Source organism: Acetobacter fallax, assembly GCF_011516735.1.
Taxonomy (GTDB): domain Bacteria; phylum Pseudomonadota; class Alphaproteobacteria; order Acetobacterales; family Acetobacteraceae; genus Acetobacter; species Acetobacter fallax.
This window is the reverse complement of sequence record NZ_WOSX01000016.1, coordinates 21,845-47,063: the sequence shown is the minus strand read 5'-3', so window position 1 is coordinate 47,063 and position 25,219 is coordinate 21,845. Positions and strand designations below refer to the sequence as shown.

The following is a 25,219-nucleotide window of genomic DNA, read 5'->3' as shown; positions in this document are numbered from 1 at the left end:
ACGGACTGAACGCGGCCTGTTTGTTAAAATATTATGAAACTACCCGTCAGATCAGACACCATTTACGCAGGAGGTTGTGATACGTGCCGGTGAGTGAGAGCACAGCCGGATCTCCTGCTTCCGTACGCGATGAAAGGTCGATGATAGCGCGGTCGAGATCAAACAGGAGCGTCCGGCACGACGGGTCTGGAACCAGGGACTGAATCCAGAAAAATGAGGCGATGCGACAGCCGCGGGTGACGGGTGTCACGGCGTGAATCATGGTCGTCGGATAGACGATCATGTCGCCTGCGGGCAGACGGATGACTTCCGTGCCTGCATTTGTTTCCAGCGTGAGATCGCCACCTTCGTAATCATCGGGGTCCGTGAGGAACAGCGTGGCGGAAAGATCGGCCCGCATCATCTGGCCGGGGACGTCCGGGATGACCTGCACAGAGTTATCGACATGCGCGCCGTATGTCATTCCGCCCTCATAGCGATTGAACATCGGCGGGAAGATCATCCTTGGCAGGGCGACGCTTCGCAGGAGGAGATTGCGCGACAGAGCTCCGGCAATGATCTGCCGGGCCGCGGTGGATTCTTCACATTTCGTGTTGAGCTGCTGATTTTTTTTGACGTGTATTGCCTGTGCGCCAGCGGTGTCCCGACCGTCGACCCATTGGCCGGCATCAAGCAGAGCCCGACATTCCATGAGTTCATCCGGGGTGAGGACGTTCTGGATATGCACAGGCATCGGTGACTCCTTACGATGATGACAAACAATCATGACACGAAACCGCCACCACCCCTTACGGAAGGAGCGATGGCGGTTGTCATGGGCTGGCCATCCGGGCGCGCGGCCCGGACGACCCGTTCGTGATGTCTTATCCGAAGAGGACAGACGTTATCGAGGACCAGAGGTTCTGCAGCGCGGTTTCGATCTGCTGCAGCATCTGCTGGATCAGGCCCGTCTGGGACGTGGAGCCCGAGGTGGAAGAGGAACCGGAGCCTGACGCTGAACCGGAACCGGACGACCCGGAGGAAGAGCTTCCGGACTGGCTGCCGCCGCCTGTCGAACTGTCGCTGCCCGTCTTACCAGATGCCGAAGAGAAGTCGAACATGTCCATCAGATCACCAATGGCCGGGCTGTTGGTCGGCGCATACGGGTTACTGCCGGACGTCACCGGGTTTGGCAGATTGTCGCGTCCTGTGGACGAGATAACATTCAGACCCCAGTTTTTCTCAACGAACTTCAGGAAAGACACATGATCTGAATAGGTGTGGTTGATGTGACCACCCTTAGAGTATGGTGAAACCATGATCGCGGGGATACGGGTTCCGTCGCCGAAGAAGTCAAGCGGCTGGATGTAGCCCGAATCCCAGGAACCGCCACCTTCATCAAACGTGACGAGAATAGCAGTCTTTTTCCAGACTTCAGGGTTAGCTTTGATCTTTTCGATGACGTGTTTGGCGAAGGCTTCGAAAAGGGAAGGCTTGGAGGAGGCCGGGTGACCATCGAGCAGGGTGTCCGGCTTGACGATGGAGACGGCCGGCAGGTTACCCAGAGACAGGTCGGCTTCAAGGTCTGTGATATCCTTTATATGTTCCTGACGCTGACGTGCGTCGGCCATAATTTTGGTTTCATACTGGAACGGATTACAGATATCACAGTAGACGCCGCCAACCTGGCTGGTTGGATCCTTGACGTAGTTGTTCCAGCCCGCGCCGTAGTAGCGCCATGTCACTTTCTTATCGTTCAGGCGATCGGCTATTGTCGGGACGCCTGATGGCGGAATGACGAAGGTACCGGTGTTGACAGTGCCGTCACCGAAGTAGCCCGGGCTGTAGTTATTGACGATATAATAGGCGCCGGCCTTACAATTCTTCGGATGTTTACCTGGAAGTGCTTTCAGGTAATCAGAGACCGCCTTGACGCCAGGCTCGGAATCGTCCGCACATTTGACGTAGGAGCCGCCGGAATAGCCGTCCTGGGTAAACCAGTTGGTTGTGCCGCTCTGACGATTCGGATTTTCGATCTGGCTGGCCGGCGGCGTGGCGATATTGCCGTTTCCGTCGGTATAATAGATGCCGAGACCGGTGCCGAGGGCGATATGGTTCGCGCCGGTGCCGCCCATGACAGACTGGTGAAAGTTATCGCTTGTCGTATATTTATCTGACAGGGACTTGAAATATGGCACATCACCCATGGCCATATTGTAGAAGCCCATCGAGACCGAGCCTTCACCTGTGGTGAGCTCGCCGAAATTCGCTGCCTGTGCCGCGCCGTTTCCACCCGTTCCACTCTGGATTTCGACCCATGGGAACAGATCGTTCAGACAGCCTGACGGATTTTTCGTGGTGGCATGAGAAACGGAGCAGTCCGTCTGCTGCCACATCTGGAAAAAGCGGTGGACCGGGCTTCCGACATAGGAATCATATGGAAGTGAGGCACCGGTAAACTGGAATGGTCCGTTGGGAAGATTGTTTGCGTTGGTGATCCGGGTATCGACGCCGCTTGAGCCGAGGCCACTGGCGCCGGTTGTCAGCTTTGCCCAGTCGGAACGATTCAGGCCGTCGTTGCCAACGAGTGTCTCGAATGCTTCCACTGCGGCAAGCGTCGCGAACGGAGCAGGATCCGTGTCTGAAGCCTTGGCAGGCGTCCCGGAAAGGGCCGGAGCCGGCAATTTGGTGTAGGATGTTTTTCCGGCCGGTGCGATTGCGTACGTGCTGGCACCGGTTGCCTGCATCTGCGCGGCCTGAGCAAAGTTCGCTCCTGGCGTGCCGTCGGCGTTGACGATCTTTCTGGAGAGAATGTTGTCGACTTTTTCTCCATTTTTCGGAATGTACGTTCCGTAGAGATTATCAAAGGTATGATTTTCACCGATGATGAGAACGATATGCTCAATCGGCGTCGCAGTTGTGACGACCGACGATTTCGCGAAAGCGGGAGCCGTTGCCACAACTGGCGACACGGCCATTGACGCCGCAGTGAGATGAGCCACTGAACGCGTCAGCGGCTTTCTCAGGCGCTTCCACACCGGAGCAGACATTTTTATACCTTCCGTATTACCGCAATTTCAGATTTTCGGAACCTGCGAACAAAAACAAAAGAGAAAAACTCAGTAAAAAAAGAAACTTTTACAGATTTATTACCAGAAACTGATTCTCTTTCTCTTTCCGTTCGTGCAACACTTAGTTAAAATTTCGTCACAATGAAAATGAAGAAATCATTAAGGTTAGATGACAGACGCCGTGATACTTTTTGATTTTTTTAGTTTCTTCTACGATCCGTCCGCGCCACTTCTCAGCGGTCTGATCAGCATTTCCGGCCATTCATCCCGTGATGCTGTAAAATCGATTTTTATTTTGACCAGAAGCGGCAAATACTGCCCTGACCAGACCGACTGCCAGACGTGCCGGCCATTCTGCATGCCGTAATAGGAAAAACTGGCGGCCCTGACACCGTGTGCGAGAACCTCTTCATGAAACGATGCGTCGTCACCAGGGCATTTTGCCCGGCGGTAGTGTCGCCATCGCAGCACAAGTTCATGGCGGCCGCTGACGCCGAGACCCGCTTCAATCTCATGATCGAAGCCGTTGCCTTCGGGGAGCCATGAGATCAGTCGCAAGAGGTCGGCCTGTCCTGAGAAAGCGCCTGGATTTCCCGGATCGGAGAGTTCAGCACGTTCGATCAGGCGATGCAGGCTGTCCTCAAGCCCCTGAAATTCGAGCTCGCGTCCGTAACGATGCTCCTCAAGGGCCCACCCTCTGGTGCCGATGCCGACGCCTTCCCACAGAGCGACGGAGAGCAGACCAAACACGATGGTGACAACAAGAATTTCGAGCAGCGTGAAACCAGCGTCATCCTGTCTCATTCCTGTGTGACAGCGATGCGGACTGCCCTCCCTGTCAGATTAACGGCACGGGCTGATCCGTCCCGGGTCACGGTCACTGACACGGAGAACAACCCGGGTCTTTCGCTGCTGCCCCGTGTTGCGGAACCGGTTGCGACCTGCCTGATGTCGACTGTCGAATGATAGTAGCGCTCGATAACATACTCCTGTGTTCCGGGGCGGAGCACGGGCGTTGCAATGGCGGCCGCAAGCTCGGAGCGCGCAATGGAGATGGCGCGCAGACTGTGATCCGCCCTGCCGCCACCGGCCAGCCCTGTTTCGAGGGAGGCGAACATTGCGGCAAGCGCGAAACCGGCAATCATCAGCGCGATGATGACTTCGAGCAATGTGAAGCCGCGTTCAGGCTCTGCCGCGGACGGGGACTGATCAGCTCTCACTGGCACTGATCCGGCCTGTGACGGGGCTGAGGCTGATGATGCAGGCATGATTACCGAGTGTGAGGACCACGGGCGGCCCCGACGCCCCTCCGTCGGCGGTAAAACGGTAGAATGCGACGGGAGCGGAATGACCATTGAGCAAAGGCAGAAGCAGGCGGGTTGCTCCTGTCAGTTTCTGATCGGACACACTGCGTCCGTGGCGTGTAATGAGATGGCCCGTGGCGGCACTGACTTCGAGTGAGACACCATCACCACTGGTTTCGGACAAGGTCTGTGCATCATGGAAAATACCCAGAACACGGGAGCGGGCGGCTGAAAACGCGGTGGCGTCGCTCCGGAGCGGCCCGCGCTCCAGGGCCACGCCCATGAGGAGGCCTGCGATCACGAGAACGACGATGATCTCAGGCAGGGTGAAACCAGCCTGGGACGGATCTTCGCCGGTTTCAGTGTGCGAGATCATTGAGGCTCAGCATCGCCAGCAGGAGGGCGGAGACGATCCCGGCGACGATGACACCCATGATGATCGTGATGGCGGGCACAAGAATGGCAAGGAGCCGCTGGATAGTGACGCGGCTGGCGTCTTCGTGGATGTCGGCGGATTTGAGGGCAATGGCGGAGAGTTGCGCCGTTTCTTCTCCGACCTTCAGGAAGTGCGTCATGGTTTCGGGGAAAAACCTGGAATGTTCGAGCGAGGAAGCGAGGCTTCCGCCTTCCCGGACGACACGGGTGGCCTCACTGACCGCGCCGGCGCCGGCGGAATTGTTGATGACGCCTTCGGTGATCCGCAAGGCGCCCACGAGAGGCACGCCATTGCGCATGAGGGTGCCGAGGGTGCGCGTGAACTGTGCCGCCATGACTTCCCGAAGAAGGGTTCCGAGCACGGGAATACGCAGCAGCAGGCGGTCGGACATGTAGCGCAGATCCGGCTTCCGCAGGGCGATCCTCCCCAGTGCGATGCCGAGCACGCTGCCACCGAGCAGGAAGATGCCCCATGTCGTGAGAAAATCACCTGCCGCAATCACAATTTTCGTGGCTGTCGGTAATGACGCGCCATTTTCCTCGAACAGGGGCACGAACTGGGGGAGGACGTGTGTAAGGAGCAGGACGATCGAGAAGACAGAGGCGACCACCAGCACGGCCGGGTAGATCATGGCGGACTGAACGGTTGTCTTCATCCTGCGTTCGCGTTCCAGAAGATCGGCGAGATGCAGCAGGGCGTCGGCGAGAGCGCCTCCGGCTTCACCGGCCCTGATCAGGCCGATATAGAGTTTCGAGAATGTCGAAGAGGAGGCTTCCAGCGCGCTGGCGAAGGAGTCACCGTCTCGTACGCGATCTCTCAGTGTATCGATGACTCTGGCACTGCGTGGGTTAAGCGCCGTTTCACCGAGAAATCGCAGGGCGCGGTCGAGATCCAGGCCGGCGCCCAGCATCGTGGCGAGTTTGCGCGTGAAATCCGCGAGTTCGCGACCACGGAGACGCGCTTCGTTGCCGCGTCCGAGCAGGGAAAACAGTTCGCTGCGCAGAGCGCCTCCGCGGGTTGCGGGCGTGACCTGAACGGCCATGAGTTTCTGGCGGCGCAGACGGGCGACGACCTGCGCTTCGGTGGCGGCTGTCATCTCTCCGTGGCTGACGGTTCCATCGGGTGAGACGGCCTGATAGCGCCAGTTCGTCTGGCTGTTTCCCGGATCTGTCTGAGCGGCCGCGTTCATCCGTCCTGTCCGATGATACGGCTGACTTCCTCAAGCGTCGTCTCGCCGGCGAGCGCCACGCGCAGGCCGGCGTGAAACATCGTTTCCATCCCTTCGGCGATGGCGGCGCGCTCGATTTCAGTGTGATCGGCGCCGGCGAGGATGAGACGCGTGACCTCCCGGGACGGCTGGAGAAATTCCGCGACGGCGCTCCGCCCGCGATATCCTGTCTGGCGGCAGTGGGGGCAACCGACGGCATGCCAGAGTGTGTGCTGTCCGGCCGGATCAAGCCCGAGGCGCTGTGCGAGTTCGGGCAGGACCGGCTCGGGTCTTTTGCAGCTTTCACAAAGCTTTCTCACCAGTCTCTGCGCGAGAATGCCGCGCAGGACCGCGGTGATGAGATAGTCTTCCAGTCCCATGTCGCGCAGACGCGTCACGGCGGCGGCGGCGGAATTGGTGTGGAGCGTCGAGAGAACCAGATGGCCGGTCAGCGCGGCCTGAACGGCGATCTGCGCGGTTTCGAGATCACGGATTTCACCGACCATGATGACATCGGGATCCTGCCGGAGGATAGCGCGCAGCAGGCTTGCGAAGGTCAGTCCGATGACGGGGCGTGTCTGGATCTGATTGATCCCGGCGAGCTGGTATTCGATCGGGTCTTCGACCGTCATCACGTTGCGTTCGCGGGAGTTTATTCCGGCAAGACCGGTATAGAGCGTGGTGGTTTTACCGCTTCCGGTCGGGCCGGTAACGAGCACGATGCCGTTCGGGAGTTCCAGTGCTGTCCTGAAGGCGCTGATGATGCCCGGCGCCAGGCCGAGGCGGGCGTAATCGAAGCTGACGGTGGTCCGGTCGAGCACGCGGAGAACGGCGATTTCCCCGTGCAGGGATGGCACGGTGGAGACACGGAAATCGACCTCGTGCCCGCGCACGGCGAGTTTGATCCGGCCGTCCTGCGGTAATCGTCTTTCAGCGATATCGAGTCTGGCCATGATCTTGATGCGGGAGATCAGGGCGGATGTCATGCGGGGACTCTGGCTGTCGACTTCGTGCAGGACGCCGTCGTAGCGATACCGGACGATCAGGCGATCCTCGAACGGCTCGATATGGATATCTGAAGCGCGTGTCTCGACGGCCCGAAAAATGAGCTGATTCACCAGGCGGATGACCGGCGCCTCGCTGGCCAGGTCTTTCAGCCGGTCGGTATCTTCCTCTGCCGGATCGTCATCGGTGAGCAGCGGAGCGCCGTCTTCATTCTCATCGTCGTTTTCAGGATAGAGGCGGGTAAGAGCGACCTCCAGATCGGCTGGGCGTGCGACTTCGCGCACCACATGGCAGCCTGTCGCCAGTTTTGCCGCAGCGCAGGTGTAGTCGTCCAGAGGGTCCGCCATGGCGAGATGGATGAGTCCGCTGGTATGTTTGATGGGAACTGCACGGGCATGGTGCAGAAAGCGCGCTCCCAGACGGTCCGGCATCACCGGATCGATGATTTCGGCCAGGCGCGGGGCGTCGATGACATCTTTTCCGAGCAGCGCGGCGTAGGTACGGGCGAGATCCGTTTCGCTGACGAGCCCCAGTTGCAACAGGACGAGGGCCAGGGGCTGGCCTGTTTCCGTGACGACATTGCGGGCGCGGTCAAGGGCACGCGATTCACAGACACCCCGTTCCAGTATGGCGTTTTCCAGACTCATTACGTTAAGCGGCATGATGTCCGGCGATGTGGACGGCGCAAGCTCAGTCATGCTGCATTCCCCGCTTGCCGGGCAGGGAACAATCCTTCACTGTCGGCCGCGCCATGACGCCTTTTGTCCTCATCCCGTTTTTTCTCGCACCTTTTATCGGCAGCTTCCTTGGTGTGCTCATCCGTCGCATTCCGCGTGACGAGACTTTTGTGTCCGGTCGATCTTATTGCGAAAGTTGCCACACCCATCTTTCGGCTTTCGAGATGGTCCCGATTTTTTCGTATCTTGTGCAGAAAGGACGCTGCCGGCATTGCGGTGCTTCGATCGACCCTCTGCATCTGAAAGTGGAACTGGCAGCGCTGCTGATTCCTGCCTGTGCGGTGCTGTCCAGACTGATCGGGTGTCAATTGCATGGTGTGCCGTATGATGATGCTGTTTCCGATCTGCCTGTCTTTTTCGCCGATTGCGTTCTCGGCTGGGGGCTTCTCGTGCTTTCCTGGATTGATCTGATCTGTCTGCGGCTTCCGGACACCATCACGCTCCCGCTTCTGCTTACCGGGCTTCTTGAGAGTGTCGTCCTGGAGGGCTGGGACGGGGTGTATGACCGGGTCATGGGATGTGCTGCCGGCTGGATACTTTTTGCGTCTGTCGCCTGGGGATATCGCCGCCTGAGGAAACGTACTGGTCTTGGTGGTGGCGATGTAAAGCTTCTGGCGCTGGGAGGCGCATGGGTTGGTATCGCTCCGCTGCCTTCTGTCGTGCTTCTGTCATCCGTTCTCGGAATCATGACTGCCGCGACAACCATCTTTCGAACGGGACGCTTCAGCATGACACTTGTCGTTCCTTTTGGTCCCTGTCTGGCTGGTGCCATCTGGATTGCGCGCCTGACGCTGACGGCGGAGTGAGATCTCCGACGTCTCTGCCTGATGGCAGGAACCCGGCTTAAAAGACGGGAGCGTCTGAAACCAGAGCGAACGTTAACGTGTCATAAATATATAACACGTCGGTCCTGTCACCTGACGGGGGGCGGTGTTATCGAGTGCGCCTGTCTCCCGCCGGTGGTCAATGGAACAGGATTTTTTCATCAGATACTCTCTGAAAACCGGATCATTCGAAGCGCTGCGTGATGACCATTAGACAAGCATCCGTCAGCCTTTTTGTTCATACGTTCGGACGCTGGTGGTTCGACCGGATGACGGAGATGCTTCCCCGTGCGCTCACGGGAGATAACAGGCGGGACATCCGGCTTATGATCCGCGCTGACGGAACGGTTCATGAAAATGACATTCAGGCCTGCCGGACGGCCCTTGCGGGCGCACGTCAGCGTCGGTCCCTGCTCCGCCATATGCCGGAGATTTCGCTTATGCTGCCGCACGGTGGCATTCTGTCCCGGAATGTTTCTCTTCCACTGGCGGCGGCGCGAAATGCCATGCTGGCCATTGGTTATGATCTTGATCGCCTGACACCTTTTCGGGCGGAGGATGTCATATGGACGGTCACCCGGGATCGTGAAGCGGGCAGACAGGCCGGAGCTGTTTTCCGACTGCTTGTCGCGCCACGCTTCCTGTTTGAACCGGCGCTCGACATGTTGCGTGGCGCCGGTATTTCTCCGACGCGCCTGTGCATGGAAACGCCGGCGGGCGGGATGGATGCCATTCCGTTTCATGTCGTGAAGCCGAAGAAACATCCTTTTCTCTATGCTCTCCCCGTTCTGGCTCTGGGTGTGGCGATTGTTCCTTTCTGTTTACAGGAGATTCAGGTTTTCCGGTTGAATCGCGAGATCAGGGCTCTGTCTGACAGACGTGAGCAGGCTGAGAATCTTCGCCGGGAGATTGCGGCATTTACGGCTGGTCCGGCTGAAATCGGAAAAGAGGAACGCCGGACAGGGTCATCTCTGGCGACGCTCCGGACTCTGACGGACACGCTTCCGGATGGTACATTTCTGACGGCGCTGCGTATTCATGAGCATCATGTCACCATGGAAGGTCAGTCGAAGCAGGCGACCCAGCTGATTGGCATTCTTGAGCATGATGCAGCCTTCACGGATGCCTCTTTTTCCGGTCCGGTAACACGCTCCGATGACAAGAGTCAGGACGTGTTCACCATTAATGCCAACGCTCCGGACTGATATCGCCGTGTCATCCTCACCTTCGCAGCACGAGCTGAAATTGCCGGAAGGTCGTCCGGGACGCATCCTTGCGATCGGGATAACGGTCATGTTTGCCGTTCTGATGTGGATTCTGGTGTCATCGCTTGTGGCTTTCTATCAGGATGGCAAATCGGACATTGAAAACAAGCATCTGATTCTGTCCCGTACCGAGGCACTTGCGGAGAGCATTCCCGCTCTTCGGGCGAAGTATGAAACGGCGACGCAGACGGCTTCTGGCAGCACTCTGCTCATCACCGAGACCTCGGACGAGACGGCGCTGGCCCGACTTCAGGAGAGCGTGCACGATGCGGCGGACAGTGTGCAGGCGGTTCTGACCAGTCAGGAGCCTTTGCCTGTTGTGCGCAGCGGAAGTTTCGAGCGTCTCGGCGTACGTATTTCCCTGACGACCTCCTGGCCGGATCTTGTGCATCTGCTTGATGTTCTCGACGGAAGCACATCCCCCCGACTTCTGGTCGATGATCTTCAGTTGCAGGTTGCCGGCAGCGCACGCCTTGAGGAGGAGGCCATGAAGGGGCGGATGATCGATGCCGCAGTGACAATCCTTGCCCTGCGGGATGCTCCGCTAAAACGCGTTGCCCGCAATACTCTCCCAACTTCCTCTTCTTCCTCCTTTCGGTGACGCAGTGTGAGATACGGTACAGCTTCCTCCATGCATTTTTCCCCGCTCAGATCTCTCAGACTGCGACTGTCTCTGGCCTCTCTGCCTGTGCTGGCCCTTCTTGCCAGCTGTTCCGACATACCGCCGCATGTCACCCCCCTTCCTGTTTCGGGCAATATGAGCGGCCAGATCGCGACACCCCGCATAGACGGGGATCTGGGCAGCACGGACGCGACACGTGGTGGCACGCTGAGTTATGGGCGTGTGCGCTCACTGCCAGGACGCGCGACATCGTCTTCCGGTGGTGGTGACATCACACTGAATTTTTCCGATACGGACATCCGGTCGGCGACGGACGAGGTTCTGGGGCGCCTTCTGAAAGCCAATTATCTGGTCGACTCCAATGTTCATGGCACGATCACACTCAGGACATCCCGTCCGCTTCGGCAGGATGAGCTTCTGGCGGTCTTTCGCACGGCGCTTTCCGGCGCGGGCGCGGCTCTGATCGTTGAAAACGGGGTGTATCGGGTGACCTCTTCGACGGCACAGGGCGGGCCAGGCGGCGGCGGGGATGCGGCGGGCAGTTCGATTATCCCTCTTCGCTACACGTCCGCGGAAAGTCTTGTGAAAGCGCTCCAGCCGGTGCTGCGCAATGGGGGTCATATTGTTGCGGCTCCATCAGGAAACGCGGTTGTTGTTTCCGGTGATCCGGCGACCCGCGCTTCACTCGATGAACTGGTGCGTACATTCGATTCCGATGTTCTGGCCGGTCAGTCCTATGCGCTGTTTCCGGCGACCAGCGGGAACGCGCAGGAGCTGACTCAGGCGCTCCAGTCGGCTCTGGCGAGCAAAAAGGGGCAGGCTCTGGCTGACCGGATTCAGGTCATTGCCATGCCGCGCATTGAATCGGTGATGATCATCACATCCCAGCCACGTCTGCTTGAGGATGCGCGGCGGGCTTTTGCAGTGATCGAAGCTGAGCGTCGCAAGACGATCCGGCACTGGAACGTCTATTATATTCAGAACGGGCGTGCGAATGACGTTGCCTATATTCTTCAGCAGGCCTTCACGCCCGGTCATGTCACGGCCGTTCCGACATCGAAAATGTCGACACAATCTGGGAGTTTACAGAATAGCATGTCGGGGTCCGGCTCATCCGGATCATCGGGCAGCAGCACTGGCATAGGGGGATCGCAGGATAGCAATGGCCTGTCCTCGTCTCAGAACGGTTTATCCGCGGATCAGGGCCAGACCGGTTCCACGACAGGTGGCACGCAGGGAAACAGTCAGTCCGCGCAGTCTGAGGATGGCATTTCAAATAATCCGTTGCTGGGCGGCCTTGGCAACAGTTCGGACAGCAACAAATCGGAAGGTGGCCAGATCCGCATCATTCCGGACACGCAGAACAATGCTCTTCTGGTTTATGGCACTCTGATTGAGAACGAGACGGTTGCATCCATGTTACGCAAAGTGGACATCATGCCGCTTCAGGTAAGGGTCGATGCCACGGTTGCGGAGGTCACGCTGAACGACGCGCTCAATTACGGCACGCAGTTTTTCTTCAAGTCCGGCGGCATCAACGGTATTCTCAGCAATGCCACGCAGTCTCTTGGCGCTTCGAATCTCGTTTCATCCCAGCTTTCGAGCAGCTTTCCTGGTTTTGTGCTTGGCGGGTCCGGCCAGGGAGGAGCACCGTTTGTCATCAATGCCCTGCAATCCGTGACATCTGTGAAAGTGTTGTCTTCTCCTGAACTCCTGGTGGTCGACAACCAGCCTGCATCGCTGATGGTTGGTGATATGGTTCCCTATCTCACCGGATCGACGACGGGTGTGCTGACATCCAATTCGACGATCACGAATTCCATCAATTATCAGCCAACCGGTGTCATTCTTCAGGTCACTCCGCATGTCAGCAATGGTGGCACGGTAACACTCGACATTTCGCAAAAAGTGAGTTCGGTCGCGTCCACCACGACGTCCACAGGCAGCGGGTCGATCAACAGCCCGACCTTTTCACAGCGCCAGGTGACATCCCGCGTCGTGATCGCGGACGGACAGACCGTTGGGCTGGCAGGGCTGATTTCAGACAAGGCCAATCGTGCCAATGCGGGCCTTCCCTGGCTGAAGGACATTCCGGTGATCGGAATGCTGGGAGCAACGCAGACCAATACCCGCGACAGGACGGAGCTTCTGATTCTCATCACGCCGCATGTGATTCACAGCCAGGGCGAGGCATATGCGCTGACCGAGGATCTGCGTGAGCAACTGCCGCATGCGGCGGTACTGCCCCATGAGATGGCCACCATGCCCGCGACGGGTTCGGCGGATCCTCAGAAACGCATCCTCAATGCTGTCGGGCTGCATGACTGAAAAGCCACAGGGAACGCGCACGTTCCAGGACGAGGGATTTGCACTTCTTCTTGTGCTCTGGACTCTTGGTTTTCTTGCGCTGATTGGCGCCCAGACGCTTGCGACCGGTCGTTCAGCCGTTCGGCTTGGGGACAGAACTCTTCAGCGTGTTCAGCTTGAAACCCTGGCCGATGCCGCAATTACCAGCGAGCTTTTCGGTCTGAGCACAGGGGCTGCCCGGCCCGCCCCGCAATGGCATGGCGCGCCGGAGGAAGAAAGCACCCGTATTGTTGTCAGGAGTCAGGCTGACAGGAACCGTGTCAATCCCAATTTCGCCGGGCAGACTCTTCTGGCTGCGCTCTTTTCCGCTTCCGGGTTGCCGACGGATCAGTCTCAGGCGCTTTCGGCAGCTATTTTTTCCTGGCACATGCCGGATGTCGCGGCCTCGGGGGCAACCGGTTCCATCGGTGGTCAGAAAACATGCACTCCGACCGGCGCGCCGTTTCATACATTCGACGATCTCTCCGCATTACCGGGGATGACACCGTCTGTCCTTAATATTCTTAAACCACATCTGTCTTTTTCTCAGATTCAGCTTCCGGATCTGAGCAGCACAGATCCGGCTGTCCGGCAAGCGCTCACCAGATCGGGCATTTCAAACAGTCCTGATCAGAAGCCCGATAACGAACAACCGGAGGAGGAGACGCTGATCGGGGTTGATGCTGTTGCGACCCGGGGGGCGTATCGCATGAACAGGCATGCGGAAGTTGTTCTTTTGCCGGATGCGCGGCCGGTGCCATGGCGTGTTGTGCGATGGGAGACCACAACACGCCATGAGGACTGATCAGGAATTGCAGATCTGGCCTGATCCGGCATCACTTTTTCCGGTCGGACCATTCGAACACAGGTCATATTCCTTTCCTTCCTGATCCGAAGGAAAACGATAGACATAGGGATGATTCCACGGGTCCAGCGGAAGTGCCGAATTTTTCAGGTATGGGCCGCTCCAGTTTTCCACCGAGGACGGACGCTGAATCAGCGCTTCCAGCCCCTCATCAGTGGATGGATAGGTTCCGGTATCCAGTTTGTACATATCAAGGACGGTACCAATCCGCGCGAGTGACTGTTTTGCTACCGAAAGCCGGGCTCCGCCCAGTTGCCGCAGGGCTGCCGGCGCAACGAGCCCGACGAGAAGGCCAAGAATGGCCAGCACGACGAGAATTTCCAGAAGGGTGAATCCGGCCTCCGTGTCGGAGGGATTTCTGGAATGATTTTCTTCCGGAAGTGACATTTTTATGAACTGTCTTTCTGAACAGAGAACAGTTGCGTTAGTAAACGTTCGAAAATGCTGTGGACAGATTATGACTGTTAAAAATGAATTACATTCATAAAAACTTCACGGATTTTTAAACACGACTAACGACAGGACAGTGATGCCCGCTCCCTTGCTTGCCTGTATGCTTGCTGCCGCAATCCGATATGATATTCCACCACGCGTCCTTCCAAGTATCTGGCAGGTCGAACGAGGTGCTATTGGTCTTGTTCACCGCAACCGGGATGGATCATCCGATCTGGGCCTCATGCAAATCAACACACAGTGGATACAACCACTTTCGAAACTGTCACGCATGCCGGCGGTCCAGACGGCAGCACGGCTTGTTTCCGACGGATGTTTCAACATTGCGGCTTCTGCCGTGGTTCTCCGGAGTTATATTACTGAATCTCATGGCGATCTCATGAAGGCCATCGGGGACTATCATTCCCACACGCCCCGTCTGAACGATGCTTATCAGAAGAAAGTCATGAGCGAAGCCACGCGGTTATTTGCGGAGAGCACAGAAAACCAGTAATTCACCGGACCTGTGACGGTTTTGTGCCGGATATCTCAGCGTCTTCTCCATGAATATATGACTTTATTGTAGATTTCTTGATTTTCCGGCGGAGAGGGTGGAATCATATCAACAAATAACAGCATGATATTGCATTTTTTTCTGATAAAAATTCCTGTCCCCTGTTTATGTTTTTGCTGTTGGCGGAGGCGGAACCGCTGCACCGGCCTCTGGTAGCGTTGCCGGTCCAGTCTGGATGAACGTCACACCCGGTCCTCTGTCAGAGTCAGCCTGACGCCGAAGTCTGAAACCTCAACAGCGCTGGTGTGGTAATCATGGCCGAGCGCATCCCGAAGCCGGAGGCCCGCATAGACCCGCTGGCCGGGGATTGCAGGCATGAGAACCGAAAACATGCCAGCACGCACATCAGTGCCGAGTCTCGTGGGTGGATTAGTCCCACCATGCGCGATCAGCGACACCGGCCAGCCATCGGCAATTTTCACGTCTTTACTCGCAGCCGGACCCTCCGCAGGCCGAAGCCCGAAGGTTTTATCGTCTGCTGTCGGGTCCGATTCCAAAACAGTCATGACCGCATTAGTGCGGACCACCAGCGCGGGCCTGTTCAGATCAACCCGTGATACAAAATATGTGTCTGCCACCGCGCCAGGCAGCACGGCAGAAGCTGCCGTGAGCATGTAATCACCTGGCATGATCCGGGTAATATCACAGGCCGCATATGCTAACGGGTGGCCCCATACCGCAGGCGATATTCCCGGCAGGGCGGCAGTTTGGTCGAACAGAACGGAAAGAGTTCCGGTCGGTGGCTGTTCCAGAGGCAACATTGCCACTGTTGGCCTGTATAGCGTCACCGTCTGTCCGGCAGCGGATGCGGCTTTCGCCAGCCCTTTAGCTGCGAGCGCGGCGATTCTGTCGGCCCTGCTCTGATTACAACAGCATGTCATCGGCATGCTCTGGCGGGATGCCCGCCTTCGTTATTTCTGATCATTTACCCGTCCTGTTCGCTATCTCGGCGGTAAAGCCGCACAGGAAGTGTTAGGCGTCTCCGATTCCGGGCGCTCTTTTTGATTGGGCTCTCTCTTCGTTCGGTATCCTTTCATCAGAAATGATGGTTGCGTTTTCAGCATGGCGATAGAATCGCCTGATAAGACAGCGGAGCGGCAGTTTCCGTTCCGTACCCGTCAGCGCGCAGGCTGCGGCATGCCGGGCACAGGTGCATGGGCTGGCGATGCTGGCCCTGCACATGCAGCTTTCTGAAGAAAAGGTCGGCAACGAGCCGGTTCAGGCCGCGCTGGACGTGCTGCTGGACGGATTGTGTCGGGGGGACTGATCGGACATTCCGCTTTCGGGAACCGAACACACCTTTCGGAACGACCGGGATGAGAGCGCAGGGGACTCATCCGTGGGCCAGATAATTGCGGGAATCACATGGTTTCCAAAGGCTCTGTTGTCATTAAGTGTTGGCTTCTTCCCAGGGCTTTGCCCTGGAACCCACCAAAGGTCACAGACCTTTGGAAACCATTTTATGATTAACCAATCGGGGTGCAGGGGCGGAGCCCCTGTGATTGCGGTGCGGCCTGTCAGGTGAAGCGTTTTTCGGGAGGTTCCGGGTTGGCGGCGCGGTGAGTGGCGAGCTGGCTGGCGAGGCGGAGGGCGGCAATGAGGCTTTCGGGTTTTGCGAGGTTTTTTCCAGCGATGTCGAAAGCGGTGCCGTGGTCGGGGGAGGTCCGGACAATGGGGAGGCCGAGGGTGGTGTTGACGCCGTTTTCCATGTCGAGGGTTTTGATCGGGATTAGGGCCTGGTCGTGATACATGCAGAGGGCAACATCATAGTTTTCGCGGGCTGAGTCTGTGAACATGGTGTCGGGAGGCATGGGGCCGTGGAGGCTCAGTCCTTCGGCGCGGAGTTGTTTGATGGCAGGGAGGATGATGTCGATTTCCTCGCGGCCCATATGGCCTCCCTCCCCTGCGTGCGGGTTGAGGCCAGCAATGGCGAGGCGGGGGGTTGCGATTCCGAAAACACGTTTCAGAGCATGGGCTGTTGTGCGGGCGACTTTGACGATGAGGTCGGTGGTGAGAGTGTCCAGGGCTTCGCGAAGAGAGACGTGGACTGTGACGGGGACGACACGCAGCATGGGACTGGCGAGCATCATGACTTCCTGACCGGGGACTTCGCAAAGTTCGGCGAGAAATTCGGTGTGGCCGGGATGTGGAAAACCGGCTCTGCGGAGGACAGCTTTACTGATTGGGTTGGTGACGACGGCGCCGGCATCTTCGGCGCGGGTGAGGCCGACGGCGCGGAGGATACTGTCGACGACGAGGCCGGCGTTGAGGATGTCGGGTTTGCCGGGTGTGACCGGGGCCTGGAGGGAGAGAGGCAGGACCGGGAGTGATTTCTGAAAAACTCTGGCAGCTTCTGTGAGTGTTATGACTTCCTCATACGATGTGCCGGATGGAAGGCAGGCGGGATCGCCGATCCAGGCGAAGACGGGGCCGGTTTCACGCAGGGCTTTCCAGGCACCGACGGTGATTTCCGGACCGATCCCGGCGGGATCTCCCATGGTGAGGACGAGAGGTTTGTGATTCGGGGTGTTTATCATTTTGTAAGAGCCGAGAGGACGCGGACCCAGGAGCGTATGCCTTTGTGGAAGGACGTCAGATTGTATTTTTCGTTTGGTGAGTGGATGCGATCGTCACCGAGGCCGAAGCCGATCAGGAGAGAGTCGAGACCGAGGGCTTCCTTGACTTCGCCGACGACGGGGATGGAGCCGCCGCAGCCGATGACTGTGGCGGGGACATTCCATTCTTCGGAGAGGGCTGTGAGGGCGGATCTGAGGGCGGGCATGTCGGACGGGACGACGCTGGCGCGGGAGCCGCCGTGAGATCTGAACTCGACTTTGCAGTCTTTGGGGAGGCGGGCTCGGACGTGTTCGCGGAAGGCGGCGCGGATCTTTTCCGGGTCCTGCTTGCCGACGAGGCGGAAGGAGATTTTGGCGGAAGCTTTGGCGGGGAGGACGGTTTTGAAACCGTCTTCCTCGTAGCCGCCGGAGATGCCGTTGATTTCGCAACTTGGGCGGCACCAGGTCTGTTCGAGGGCGGTGTAGCCCTGTTCGCCTGCGGGCCAGCGGAGGCCGACGCTGCCGAGCCCCTGTTCGTCGGTGGGGCCGATTTTGCGCCACTGTTCACGGGTGGTTTCGGGGAGTTCGGGGACGCCGTCGTAGAAGCCTGGCAGGGTGACGCGGCCGGTGGCGCCGTCGCGGAGGTCTGAGATGATGTCGCAGAGGACCTGGATGGGGTTGCGGGCGGCGTTGCCGAACATGCCGGAGTGGAGGTCACAGGCGGCGGCGGTAATGGTGACTTCTTCACCAACCATACCGCGCAGCATGGTGGTGATGGCGGGGGTTTTCTCGTCGAGCATGCCGGTATCGCAGATGAGGGCGAGGTCGGCTTTCAGTTCCGCGGCGTTGGCTTTGAGGAACGGCAGGAGGTTGACGCCGCCAGATTCTTCCTCGCCTTCGATGACGATTGTGACGCCGACGGGGAACTGGCCTTCGGCGTCGCGGAGGGCGCGGCAGGCTTCGAGGAAGGTCATGACCTGACCTTTATCGTCGGCGGCGCCGCGGGCGGTGATTTCGGTTGCGCCGGACGGGGAGTCCACGAGGCGGGGTTCGAAGGGGGGAACGGTCCAGAGGTCGAGCGGATCAACGGGCTGGACGTCGTAATGGCCGTAGAACAGGACGTGAGGTTTGCCTTCGGGGCCTTTGCGGTGGCCGGTGACGATGGGGTGGCCAGGGGTTTCGCGGATGGCGGCGGTGAAGCCGAGATCGGTGAGTTCTTTTTGCAGCCATTCGGCGGCGGCGCGGCAGTCTTTGGTGTGCGCTGCTTTGGTAGAGATGCTGGGGATACGGAGCAGCGCGAAGAGGCGTTCGAGGCTGTCGTCGAGGTTTTTGTCGGCCTGGGTGAGGGCTGCGTGGGGTGTTGTCATGGGTGATGCTCCCTGGTGGTCGTGTGGTCCGTATGTGGGGGGCATCATGGCACCGGGGGGCGTTGGGTGGAACGGGGGGCCGTGGGAAGACGTTATGCGGGGAGCGTGTTTATCGGGGCTCTGCCCCTTGCCCGCAAAGGGACTCAGTTCCTTTGGTCCCGATTTACTTTAACAAAATGGGGTAAAAGCGGACGATCCACTGCGGGGCTGCGCTGAAGAGGCATCTGGCATACTGGCCCGGCGACAAATGCCGCCGGGCCGTTAGCGTTGTTTACTTTTTCGGAGAACTGCTGCTTTTTTCGTGAGCGGCCTGGGAAGCAGTGTGCGCTTTCGTTGAGTGGGAATGCGCTGTTGTCGAATGCGCGTGGGCCTTTTCGTGCTCACCCTTATCGTGATGCCCGGCGGCCGTCCGATGTGCCTTTGCTGCGTTCTCGTGGTGCTCGGCAGCTTCAGTATGGGATGTTTTAGCCATTGGAAGTAATCCTTTCCTATTGCAACACCCCAGGTTGATGAGGTGCTCATTATAACAACGCCCCAATATGTATTAAGCTTGTTCTGTTAGCGTATTTTGTTTTATTTTTCATTCCGGGGACCAATAATATCCCCTTACCTCTGCGGTGCATTGATTTATTGTTGAAGCTTTGATTCAGACTCCGCGAGAGGAATGAAGACGAGCAGATGGCCCGGCTTCGGCTCTGTTTTCCGAAGGGTCACGGCAAATCGCGGGGTGATGACTGCCGTGTGCTGAGCGGGATCATTTTCGTCAGTTACAGTGGATTGCGCTGGCGGGACGCGCCGAAAGACTGCGATCCCTGCAAGGCGCTGTACAATCGCTGGAAGCGTTGGGGCGCCATGGTGTTTTCGCCCGGATGATGGAGGGGTGGCGACCGGGAGGGATCATCACCTGTCCGCTTCATCACACTTAGCAGACAGGCGGTTGTGGGGGGAGAGCGGAATGTCGGCTATCCGATCAGTAAATGACACAATCAGACATTAATCCACGCATGGAAAAAGACCGAGATCCTGATCTATGGCCATGTGGCTTTAAATACTCAAGCAGCGATCCAAGATATCCTCCTGTGCCCGGCCAATTACTGGAGGCGATATTGCTAGTAGATCTGGTCGTATTTCTGAAGATCGAAAATATAGACCAGAAAGCTGTCACACAAGAGATAGTATGCCCGCTAGACACGAAAGTTTATAAAAACGAATCCGTAAGATGGTTTGTATTGTATCTGGCAACCTATCTCAACATCCAAATCGATTTTGAAAGCTTAAATTATTAAAAGATCCGCTCTTGTATGCTTAATAAGATCTTCATCTGAAAAATTATCATCTCCAAGTAGATGCAATGTGAGATAAGTGTTTTTTATCAAAGAAATGCAGAGATCCCGGATTTTTTCTATCATAATTTAACATTTGAGCTGCCGACAATGTACGAGTAGTTTGATATTGTTCCTTAGCTATATTTAAGGCTGAAGAGACATCTGGAGAATTGCGATAAAGTCTTATGGCCCAATCCATAGGCAACAGAAACTCTGCAGCAAAGGCATTGGCCCTCTGCTCTACAATTTTAGGTGTTGCCCCTCCGTAGACTTCAAGAACGCTTAAGGTTGTACCTCTGTCGATTAGGAGGTGGCATATTTCATGTGCCATCGTTGCGCGGGCACCGAAATTTTGCGCGCCGTTGTTTGTAGTGTCACGAGATCTCGTGCCAACTGAGTTTATGAGAACACCTGGGCCATATTTATCTCCCCAAACGCTAATCGCTTCGACATTAGATGCGGTTTCAAATTTTCCGAAAAATACGCCCCACTGCTTCAGTAAATGTTCCAGTTCAACACAAGACCCTTCTGAATCCAGTCCAATTTTTTCACGAAGCCAAGTAGCAAGATATCGCCCTTGGTGAAATGGTTCTTTAAGTGTAAATTGAGCTAATGCATCCTCGGCTTCCAGAGACAAAGCGTCGAGTTCAGGTGTCGATGTTTTTGGTATTTCCCTAAGTGCAGAGATTGTTAAAACAAGGTCATCGAGATCAACAACGGAACCAAGCATTCGAGCCGCAGCTCGTGTCTCATCGAAGTCTCGAACCAATTCAGACCGCGAACCCGGACGTTCAATCACATTTGTTCTGATGAGTGTTTCCACTTCCCCTTTCGGAAGACCCAGCGAAATGGGAAGAATTTCATCTATACTTAAATTGTTTCGCTTTTCCCATTGAACAACCAAATCATGATTCGCATCAATTTCTTTGATGCGATTAGATATCAATGTACCCAAACGTTCTAGAGTCCTGATTACATCATAAAATGGCCAACGAACTACGGATTGATTTGCTTCAAGAACGGCTAAGCTATCTTCTTTAACAAACCACAGAGAAGGCCAGTCCGCAACATCACGGAATCCATGGGATAAATCATGTACGCTCAAGAATACATCGTTATTATCATCATCTTCCTCGGCCGCTTCCTCATCCAAAGAAAAAAAGGAACGGGTTTGTAGGATGGCGGATGGTTTTATTAAGGATTTTCCACCTGGATAACCCTGATTAAAAACGAGCGCATCCCATTTGGCACTTAAAAAGGCAAGAAATGGCATGAGATCGATGGAAGATTCCTCAGCTAGAACCCTCCATACAATTTCGTTGGCGAGTTTTACTGTAAGATGCCCATAAGCTTCTCCCGTAGACCTATGGATATCCCATAGAATCGCAAAGCTGAGACCCGAAACTGAGCCGCCGTTCACGACTGCTCCGTCGCTATCCCTGCTTTGGAGATGCCCTATCGGAAGATCAAAATCGGACATCGCTTCAGACCTTTCCACTGCAATTACCTCAACCAAACTACTTAACCGTCCCCACAATTAGTGGCATCATAAATTCACTAAAACGTGAGGCCGCAACCCGCCCCGCCTCATACCACTCTAACCCATAGTCTTCATCCATGCCCATTGTATCCAGCGGAGAAAACATTGCTTTGTAGGCACTCACCGCACCGGGCAAAGAATGCCACGCTATGCGCCCATCATAGCCCAACACATTACTAACTTCTATAGCTCGATAAACTAGACATCGTCCCACAGGTTTGTAACGCGTTGGGAATTGGTCGCGAAGGCAATGTCGATGCCATGGAGCTACAGCAATAAATTCAAGGTAGACACATTTTCTTCCACCTTCACGGGCACTGCGCATGATCTCGTCAGCTTTGATGACCATCATAGCTTGGCATTCTTGACCGTCGAATAAAGAAAACCCCAAAGTAATCTTGTTATCGATAGTTTTTTGTATGTCTCTCCACGGCCAATGATGGTCTTCACATTTTTCTTTGTTATTATCTAGTATAGGCTTCCATTCTCTTTCCCACTGCTGAAGTGCTTCTTCTGAGATTTCATCATTAACCTGCAATACCACAGGGCCATTGCAACCATCTAACTGAAAGCGACGACGGGGAAGGGAAAGAGGTATCATTATGCTATTTTGCTAGTATATTCACAAAATATTTTCAATCCCTTAACGCCTATTTGGAAAATCACGAGTGAGCATTCCTGCGCCTGAGATTTGGTGCCTATGGCGACGAAGGTCATGGCCTGTGACATGTCGACGCGGTGCTCGTAGCCACCGCACGAGCCGCCACCAACGGATCATCCAGCCCAAAGTCCTTTTCGATCATCCAGCGTCGCGGAAGCGCCTCGAAACCCTTTCCTCCGTTTTTGCTGCGGATGATCTCGACGTGAAATCCAGATAAAAGGATTTTGAATCAATCATGTCCGCTATGCGAAATGCAACACCGCAGCCTGAACGACCGGCAAGTAGGCGACAGCAGGCTATTTAGTGAACGCTCATCAACGGCAAAGATTGCCAGTTTCATATTCACATTTGGTAAGTTGCTCCATTACGGCAGCGTTGCGCATGGGCGCTAGGGCTACATCCAGTGGCTTTTCTAAAGGCCGCAGTAAATGCGCCCAGACTTTCGTAACCGACTGCGGCGGCGACATCCGTCACACGCTCACGTCGCGCCAGCCTCTCCTGCGCATTAAGAATACGCAGACGCTGCCGCCAAACTGAAAACGGCATTCCCATCTCGGCGGTAAAATGCCGAATGAACGACCGCAAAGACATGCCTGCCATATCTGCCCATTCCTGCTGGCTTCGCGGATCAGCAGGAATGGCACTCAGAGCTTCTGTTACCCGCTTTAGCCGAGCGTCTTCAGGAAAAGGCAGTGAGACAGAATGACGCGGTATGGACAGAAATTCATCCCAGAAACTTTCAGACAGCCTTGTAAAACTTGCCTGACATGCTGCTTCTTTTGCATTTTTCGACAGACGTTCAACCTGAGCCAACAGTAATCGCGTGCAGTCTGATACAAAAGGATCGTGCGCAACCGAAGAACACCTTTCAGCAGTAATATACAGGCTCCAGCCTGCGATAGCGCCGTGGGAGCGTGCCTCATGAACAAAGCCAGGAGGCAACCAGAGAAGCTGTCCTGGCACGATTAGCCAGTAAGAACTTTGGGTTATCACGGCCATAACACCGCTTTCCACGACGAATATCTGCCCCCTTTCGTGAACATGCGGGTCAGTAGTCCGCCGATCCGTCTGTCTTACGGGACTTCCAAATAGCCAGAGAGTGCTACGAGATGAGGCAACATCTTCTGATAAAAAACAAAACGATTTGGCGTACATGAGTCGAATTGTGGCCTACTGTCGGAAGAATGCCAACAGGTTCTCCTTTAAAATCTTCCGATCCACTCAATCCACAAGATCAAAAGGGGTTTCATGTCCTCCACACGCCTTGAGCAGCTCATCCGGGAAATGTTCGCCACATTCACGGACTTTGCTTCAACTCCGGACAGGTTGCTTGATTTCATGACGCCGGACTATCGGCAATTCGTCGATGGACGTGAAATGACATTGGGCGACTTCCAAGCCCACACGCATGCCTTACGTAACACTCTTGGTTCGTTGGAAATAGATATTCAGCATGTCGTATGTGAAGGCGATAAAGCAGCCACCGTTCACGTGGCGCACGCAAGACGTCTCTCTGGCGAGCAAAGCCGGATCAAGGTCGTGGCTTTTTATCAGTTTCGGAAAGAGCGCATCTGTCTAGTGGATGAACTGACGCACGTTCTGGAAGGTAGTGGCAGCGATCAGGTGCTGGGGGCACTCCAATGAGAAAACCCAGTCAATGCGAGTAGATGTTCTCTTTCAAGATATGAAGTGTCTGCTTTCGGGAAACGCAAACGAACTGCTGAATGACTGACATGAGGGCGTAAGCCGACATATTGGCAAAGTCTGTGATCGCTGGATTAATGAGGTGAAGGGCCGAGCCTTGCGGGTGCTGTTCATAATAAAAAAAGGCCAGGATCTTTCGACCCCGGCCTGCACGACGCACTGGTGATGGCGCTATGTTTTATTTTTTCGCGGCGGATTTGAGCTTCAGAGCCCAGAGTTCCGCGATGTCTTTGGCGCCGTTATCGCCATCGACGGTGTCGAAGGTGGCGATGGCGTCGGCGGTGCGGCCGGCATCCATCTGGGCTTCACCGAGACGGAGTTTGGCGACGTTGATGTCGAACGGGCCTTTGGCGATGCCCTGTCTGATCACGTCGAGGCCTTTATCGACCTGACCGAAGGTGACGTAGTTGTAGCCGGCGGTGATCAGGGCGTTACCGCTCGGGGCTTTGGCTGCCTCGGCTGTATCCGCGTCCGCAGAGGCCTTTTTGGTTTCGACGGTTTTGACGACGAGGGCTTTCAGCTTCGCTTCACGGGCTGCGCCTGCATCCTTGCCGAGGGCGCCGGTGGCGTAACCCTGGTTCATGATGTTCAGGGCGATCTGTGGCAGCCCCATCTGCATGGCGATTTCTGTCGCATCCATGAAATCGCCTGTTGCCGTCAGATTTCCGGCTGCGAGGCGGATACGATAGACGTCAAGCTGGAGCGCCGGAGGCAGCTTCGGGTTGGTGACCAGTCCGTGCAGGAGCAGGGCCCAGTATTCCGGCTTCGGGTAATAGGTCGCGAGGAGGACATAGGTGTGCGTCATCGCACCTGTGTCTTTCATCTGCGACTGGCAGGTGGCGAGAAGCTGGAGCTGGTTTTCGGTCGGGACCTTTTTCGCCTTCAGGGTCTCGTCGATCATCGTCTGCTGGACGCGGGCGGCGTTTTTGAAGTCGTTCTGAAGGTAGTAGGACTGAACGAGCAGGGTTTCCATCTGCGCGTTCGGGCCGACCTGTTTCAGGTAGCGTTCGATGGCGGGGACGGCGTGCGCGTAGTCCTTCGCCGTGTAGGCCATTGTCGCTTCGGCCATCAGCATCTGGGCTTTGGCGTCTTTGGGCGTGCGCGATGAGGCGATCAGTTTGTCGTAAGCCGAGGTTGCGGCGGCGACGTCACCGGACTGAGCGGCGACGGCGGCGCGCATCTGCTCGATTGTGTAGGACTCGTAGTCGTTCTTTCCTTTGACCGCGTCGGCTTCGTTCACCGCGGCCATGGCCTTGCTGTAATTATGTCCGGCGAGTGCCGACTGAGCGGCCTGCAGGGGCTTTCCGACCGCAGGACTCAGAGTGTCGGCGGCCTGCGCGGACGAGGCGCCGGAAACTGACAGTGGCAGACAAAACATAGCGCTGGCGAGAAGCGCCATG

General features: G+C 56.4%; 22 protein-coding genes and 2 pseudogenes. 9 read left to right on the top strand and 15 right to left on the bottom strand.

The features are described from left to right. Positions 1–46: 46 nt before the first annotated feature. From GOB85_RS09805 to GOB85_RS09775, 7 genes are all read right to left on the bottom strand, one after another. Positions 47–733: a Fe2+-dependent dioxygenase gene (locus GOB85_RS09805; RefSeq protein ID WP_173577343.1), complete on the bottom strand. Its 687-nt coding sequence runs from the start codon at positions 731–733 to the stop codon at positions 47–49. Positions 734–863: 130 nt separating this feature from the next. Further along, entirely contained in the window at positions 864–3,029 is a 2,166-nt protein-coding gene (locus GOB85_RS09800) for an alkaline phosphatase family protein (protein WP_198912206.1), read from the bottom strand. A gap of 231 nt (positions 3,030–3,260) precedes the next feature. Beyond that, positions 3,261–3,854: a prepilin-type N-terminal cleavage/methylation domain-containing protein gene (locus GOB85_RS09795; protein WP_173577344.1), complete on the bottom strand. Its 594-nt coding sequence runs from the start codon at positions 3,852–3,854 to the stop codon at positions 3,261–3,263. Further along, a complete protein-coding gene (locus GOB85_RS09790) occupies positions 3,851–4,270 on the bottom strand; it encodes a type IV pilus modification PilV family protein (RefSeq protein ID WP_338421699.1) in 420 nt (139 codons plus the stop codon). Before GOB85_RS09790 ends, GOB85_RS09795 begins: the two co-directional genes overlap by 4 nt. Then, the gene (locus GOB85_RS09785) at positions 4,260–4,730 is read right to left on the bottom strand and encodes a prepilin-type N-terminal cleavage/methylation domain-containing protein (RefSeq protein ID WP_173577346.1); all 471 of its coding nucleotides are present in this window, start codon (positions 4,728–4,730) and stop codon (positions 4,260–4,262) included. The genes GOB85_RS09790 and GOB85_RS09785 overlap by 11 nt, the downstream gene beginning before the upstream one ends. Further along, the gene (locus GOB85_RS09780) at positions 4,714–5,979 is read right to left on the bottom strand and encodes a type II secretion system F family protein (RefSeq protein ID WP_173577347.1); all 1,266 of its coding nucleotides are present in this window, start codon (positions 5,977–5,979) and stop codon (positions 4,714–4,716) included. The genes GOB85_RS09785 and GOB85_RS09780 overlap by 17 nt, the downstream gene beginning before the upstream one ends. Continuing rightward, positions 5,976–7,700 (bottom strand): GspE/PulE family protein, encoded by a 1,725-nt coding sequence (locus tag GOB85_RS09775; RefSeq protein ID WP_242011419.1) that lies wholly within the window; start codon positions 7,698–7,700, stop codon positions 5,976–5,978. The genes GOB85_RS09780 and GOB85_RS09775 overlap by 4 nt, the downstream gene beginning before the upstream one ends. 53 nt (positions 7,701–7,753) lie before the next feature. On the opposite strand from GOB85_RS09775, the gene GOB85_RS09770 reads away from it, so the two are divergent. From GOB85_RS09770 to GOB85_RS09750, 5 genes are all read left to right on the top strand, one after another. Next, a complete protein-coding gene (locus GOB85_RS09770; RefSeq protein WP_242011418.1) occupies positions 7,754–8,545 on the top strand; it encodes a prepilin peptidase in 792 nt (263 codons plus the stop codon). Positions 8,546–8,766: 221 nt separating this feature from the next. After that, complete coding sequence (locus GOB85_RS09765) at positions 8,767–9,768, top strand: PilN domain-containing protein (RefSeq protein WP_173577349.1); 1,002 nt, start codon at positions 8,767–8,769, stop codon at positions 9,766–9,768. 7 nt (positions 9,769–9,775) lie between these two features. Beyond that, on the top strand, positions 9,776–10,429 hold the full coding sequence (gene gspM, locus GOB85_RS09760; RefSeq protein ID WP_338421700.1) for a type II secretion system protein GspM: 654 nt from the start codon (positions 9,776–9,778) through the stop codon (positions 10,427–10,429). 30 nt (positions 10,430–10,459) lie between these two features. Beyond that, positions 10,460–12,778, top strand: a complete 2,319-nt coding sequence (gspD, locus tag GOB85_RS09755; protein WP_173577351.1) for a type II secretion system secretin GspD — start codon at positions 10,460–10,462, stop codon at positions 12,776–12,778. Next, positions 12,771–13,601: a type II secretion system protein GspK gene (locus GOB85_RS09750; protein WP_173577352.1), complete on the top strand. Its 831-nt coding sequence runs from the start codon at positions 12,771–12,773 to the stop codon at positions 13,599–13,601. The genes gspD and GOB85_RS09750 overlap by 8 nt, the downstream gene beginning before the upstream one ends. Here the strand turns inward: GOB85_RS09750 and gspG are convergent, their stop codons facing one another. Further along, positions 13,602–14,048 carry a type II secretion system major pseudopilin GspG gene (gene gspG, locus GOB85_RS09745; protein WP_173577353.1) on the bottom strand — a complete coding sequence of 149 codons (447 nt, stop codon included), beginning with the start codon at positions 14,046–14,048 and terminating at the stop codon, positions 13,602–13,604. It abuts the gene before it with no gap. Positions 14,049–14,190: 142 nt separating this feature from the next. Here gspG and GOB85_RS09740 point away from each other — a divergent pair, with 142 nt between their 5' ends. Then, positions 14,191–14,607, top strand: a complete 417-nt coding sequence (locus tag GOB85_RS09740; protein ID WP_173577354.1) for a lytic transglycosylase domain-containing protein — start codon at positions 14,191–14,193, stop codon at positions 14,605–14,607. 242 nt (positions 14,608–14,849) lie between these two features. Here GOB85_RS09740 and GOB85_RS09735 read toward each other — a convergent pair whose 3' ends face one another. After that, the gene (locus GOB85_RS09735; protein WP_173577355.1) at positions 14,850–15,548 is read right to left on the bottom strand and encodes a hypothetical protein; all 699 of its coding nucleotides are present in this window, start codon (positions 15,546–15,548) and stop codon (positions 14,850–14,852) included. 206 nt (positions 15,549–15,754) lie between these two features. Between GOB85_RS09735 and GOB85_RS09730 the strand changes: the two are divergent. Next, a pseudogene (locus GOB85_RS09730) lies at positions 15,755–15,934 on the top strand (TetR/AcrR family transcriptional regulator); the annotation flags it as partial. Between the two features lie 250 nt (positions 15,935–16,184). Here GOB85_RS09730 and pdxA read toward each other — a convergent pair. Both pdxA and GOB85_RS09720 read right to left on the bottom strand, forming a co-directional pair. Next, positions 16,185–17,204: a 4-hydroxythreonine-4-phosphate dehydrogenase PdxA gene (gene pdxA / locus GOB85_RS09725; protein ID WP_173577356.1), complete on the bottom strand. Its 1,020-nt coding sequence runs from the start codon at positions 17,202–17,204 to the stop codon at positions 16,185–16,187. Further along, entirely contained in the window at positions 17,201–18,589 is a 1,389-nt protein-coding gene (locus GOB85_RS09720) for a dipeptidase (RefSeq protein ID WP_173577357.1), read from the bottom strand. The genes pdxA and GOB85_RS09720 overlap by 4 nt, the downstream gene beginning before the upstream one ends. Before the next feature lie 678 nt (positions 18,590–19,267). Between GOB85_RS09720 and GOB85_RS09715 the strand changes: the two are divergent. Next, positions 19,268–19,470 (top strand): annotated as a pseudogene (locus GOB85_RS09715) (transposase); the annotation flags it as partial. Between the two features lie 451 nt (positions 19,471–19,921). Here GOB85_RS09715 and GOB85_RS09710 read toward each other — a convergent pair. From GOB85_RS09710 to GOB85_RS09700, 3 genes are all read right to left on the bottom strand, one after another. Continuing rightward, on the bottom strand, positions 19,922–21,430 hold the full coding sequence (locus tag GOB85_RS09710) for an ImmA/IrrE family metallo-endopeptidase (protein ID WP_173578991.1): 1,509 nt from the start codon (positions 21,428–21,430) through the stop codon (positions 19,922–19,924). Position 21,431: 1 nt separating this feature from the next. Next, positions 21,432–22,055: a hypothetical protein gene (locus tag GOB85_RS09705; protein ID WP_173577359.1), complete on the bottom strand. Its 624-nt coding sequence runs from the start codon at positions 22,053–22,055 to the stop codon at positions 21,432–21,434. Positions 22,056–22,457: 402 nt separating this feature from the next. Continuing rightward, positions 22,458–23,270: a helix-turn-helix domain-containing protein gene (locus GOB85_RS09700; RefSeq protein WP_173577360.1), complete on the bottom strand. Its 813-nt coding sequence runs from the start codon at positions 23,268–23,270 to the stop codon at positions 22,458–22,460. 93 nt (positions 23,271–23,363) lie between these two features. On the opposite strand from GOB85_RS09700, the gene GOB85_RS09695 reads away from it, so the two are divergent. Next, positions 23,364–23,759: a nuclear transport factor 2 family protein gene (locus GOB85_RS09695; RefSeq protein WP_173577361.1), complete on the top strand. Its 396-nt coding sequence runs from the start codon at positions 23,364–23,366 to the stop codon at positions 23,757–23,759. A gap of 238 nt (positions 23,760–23,997) precedes the next feature. On the opposite strand, the gene GOB85_RS09690 is transcribed toward GOB85_RS09695, so the two are convergent. Further along, positions 23,998–25,218 (bottom strand): tol-pal system YbgF family protein, encoded by a 1,221-nt coding sequence (locus tag GOB85_RS09690; protein WP_408737062.1) that lies wholly within the window; start codon positions 25,216–25,218, stop codon positions 23,998–24,000. Between the last annotated feature and the right edge of the window lies 1 nt (position 25,219).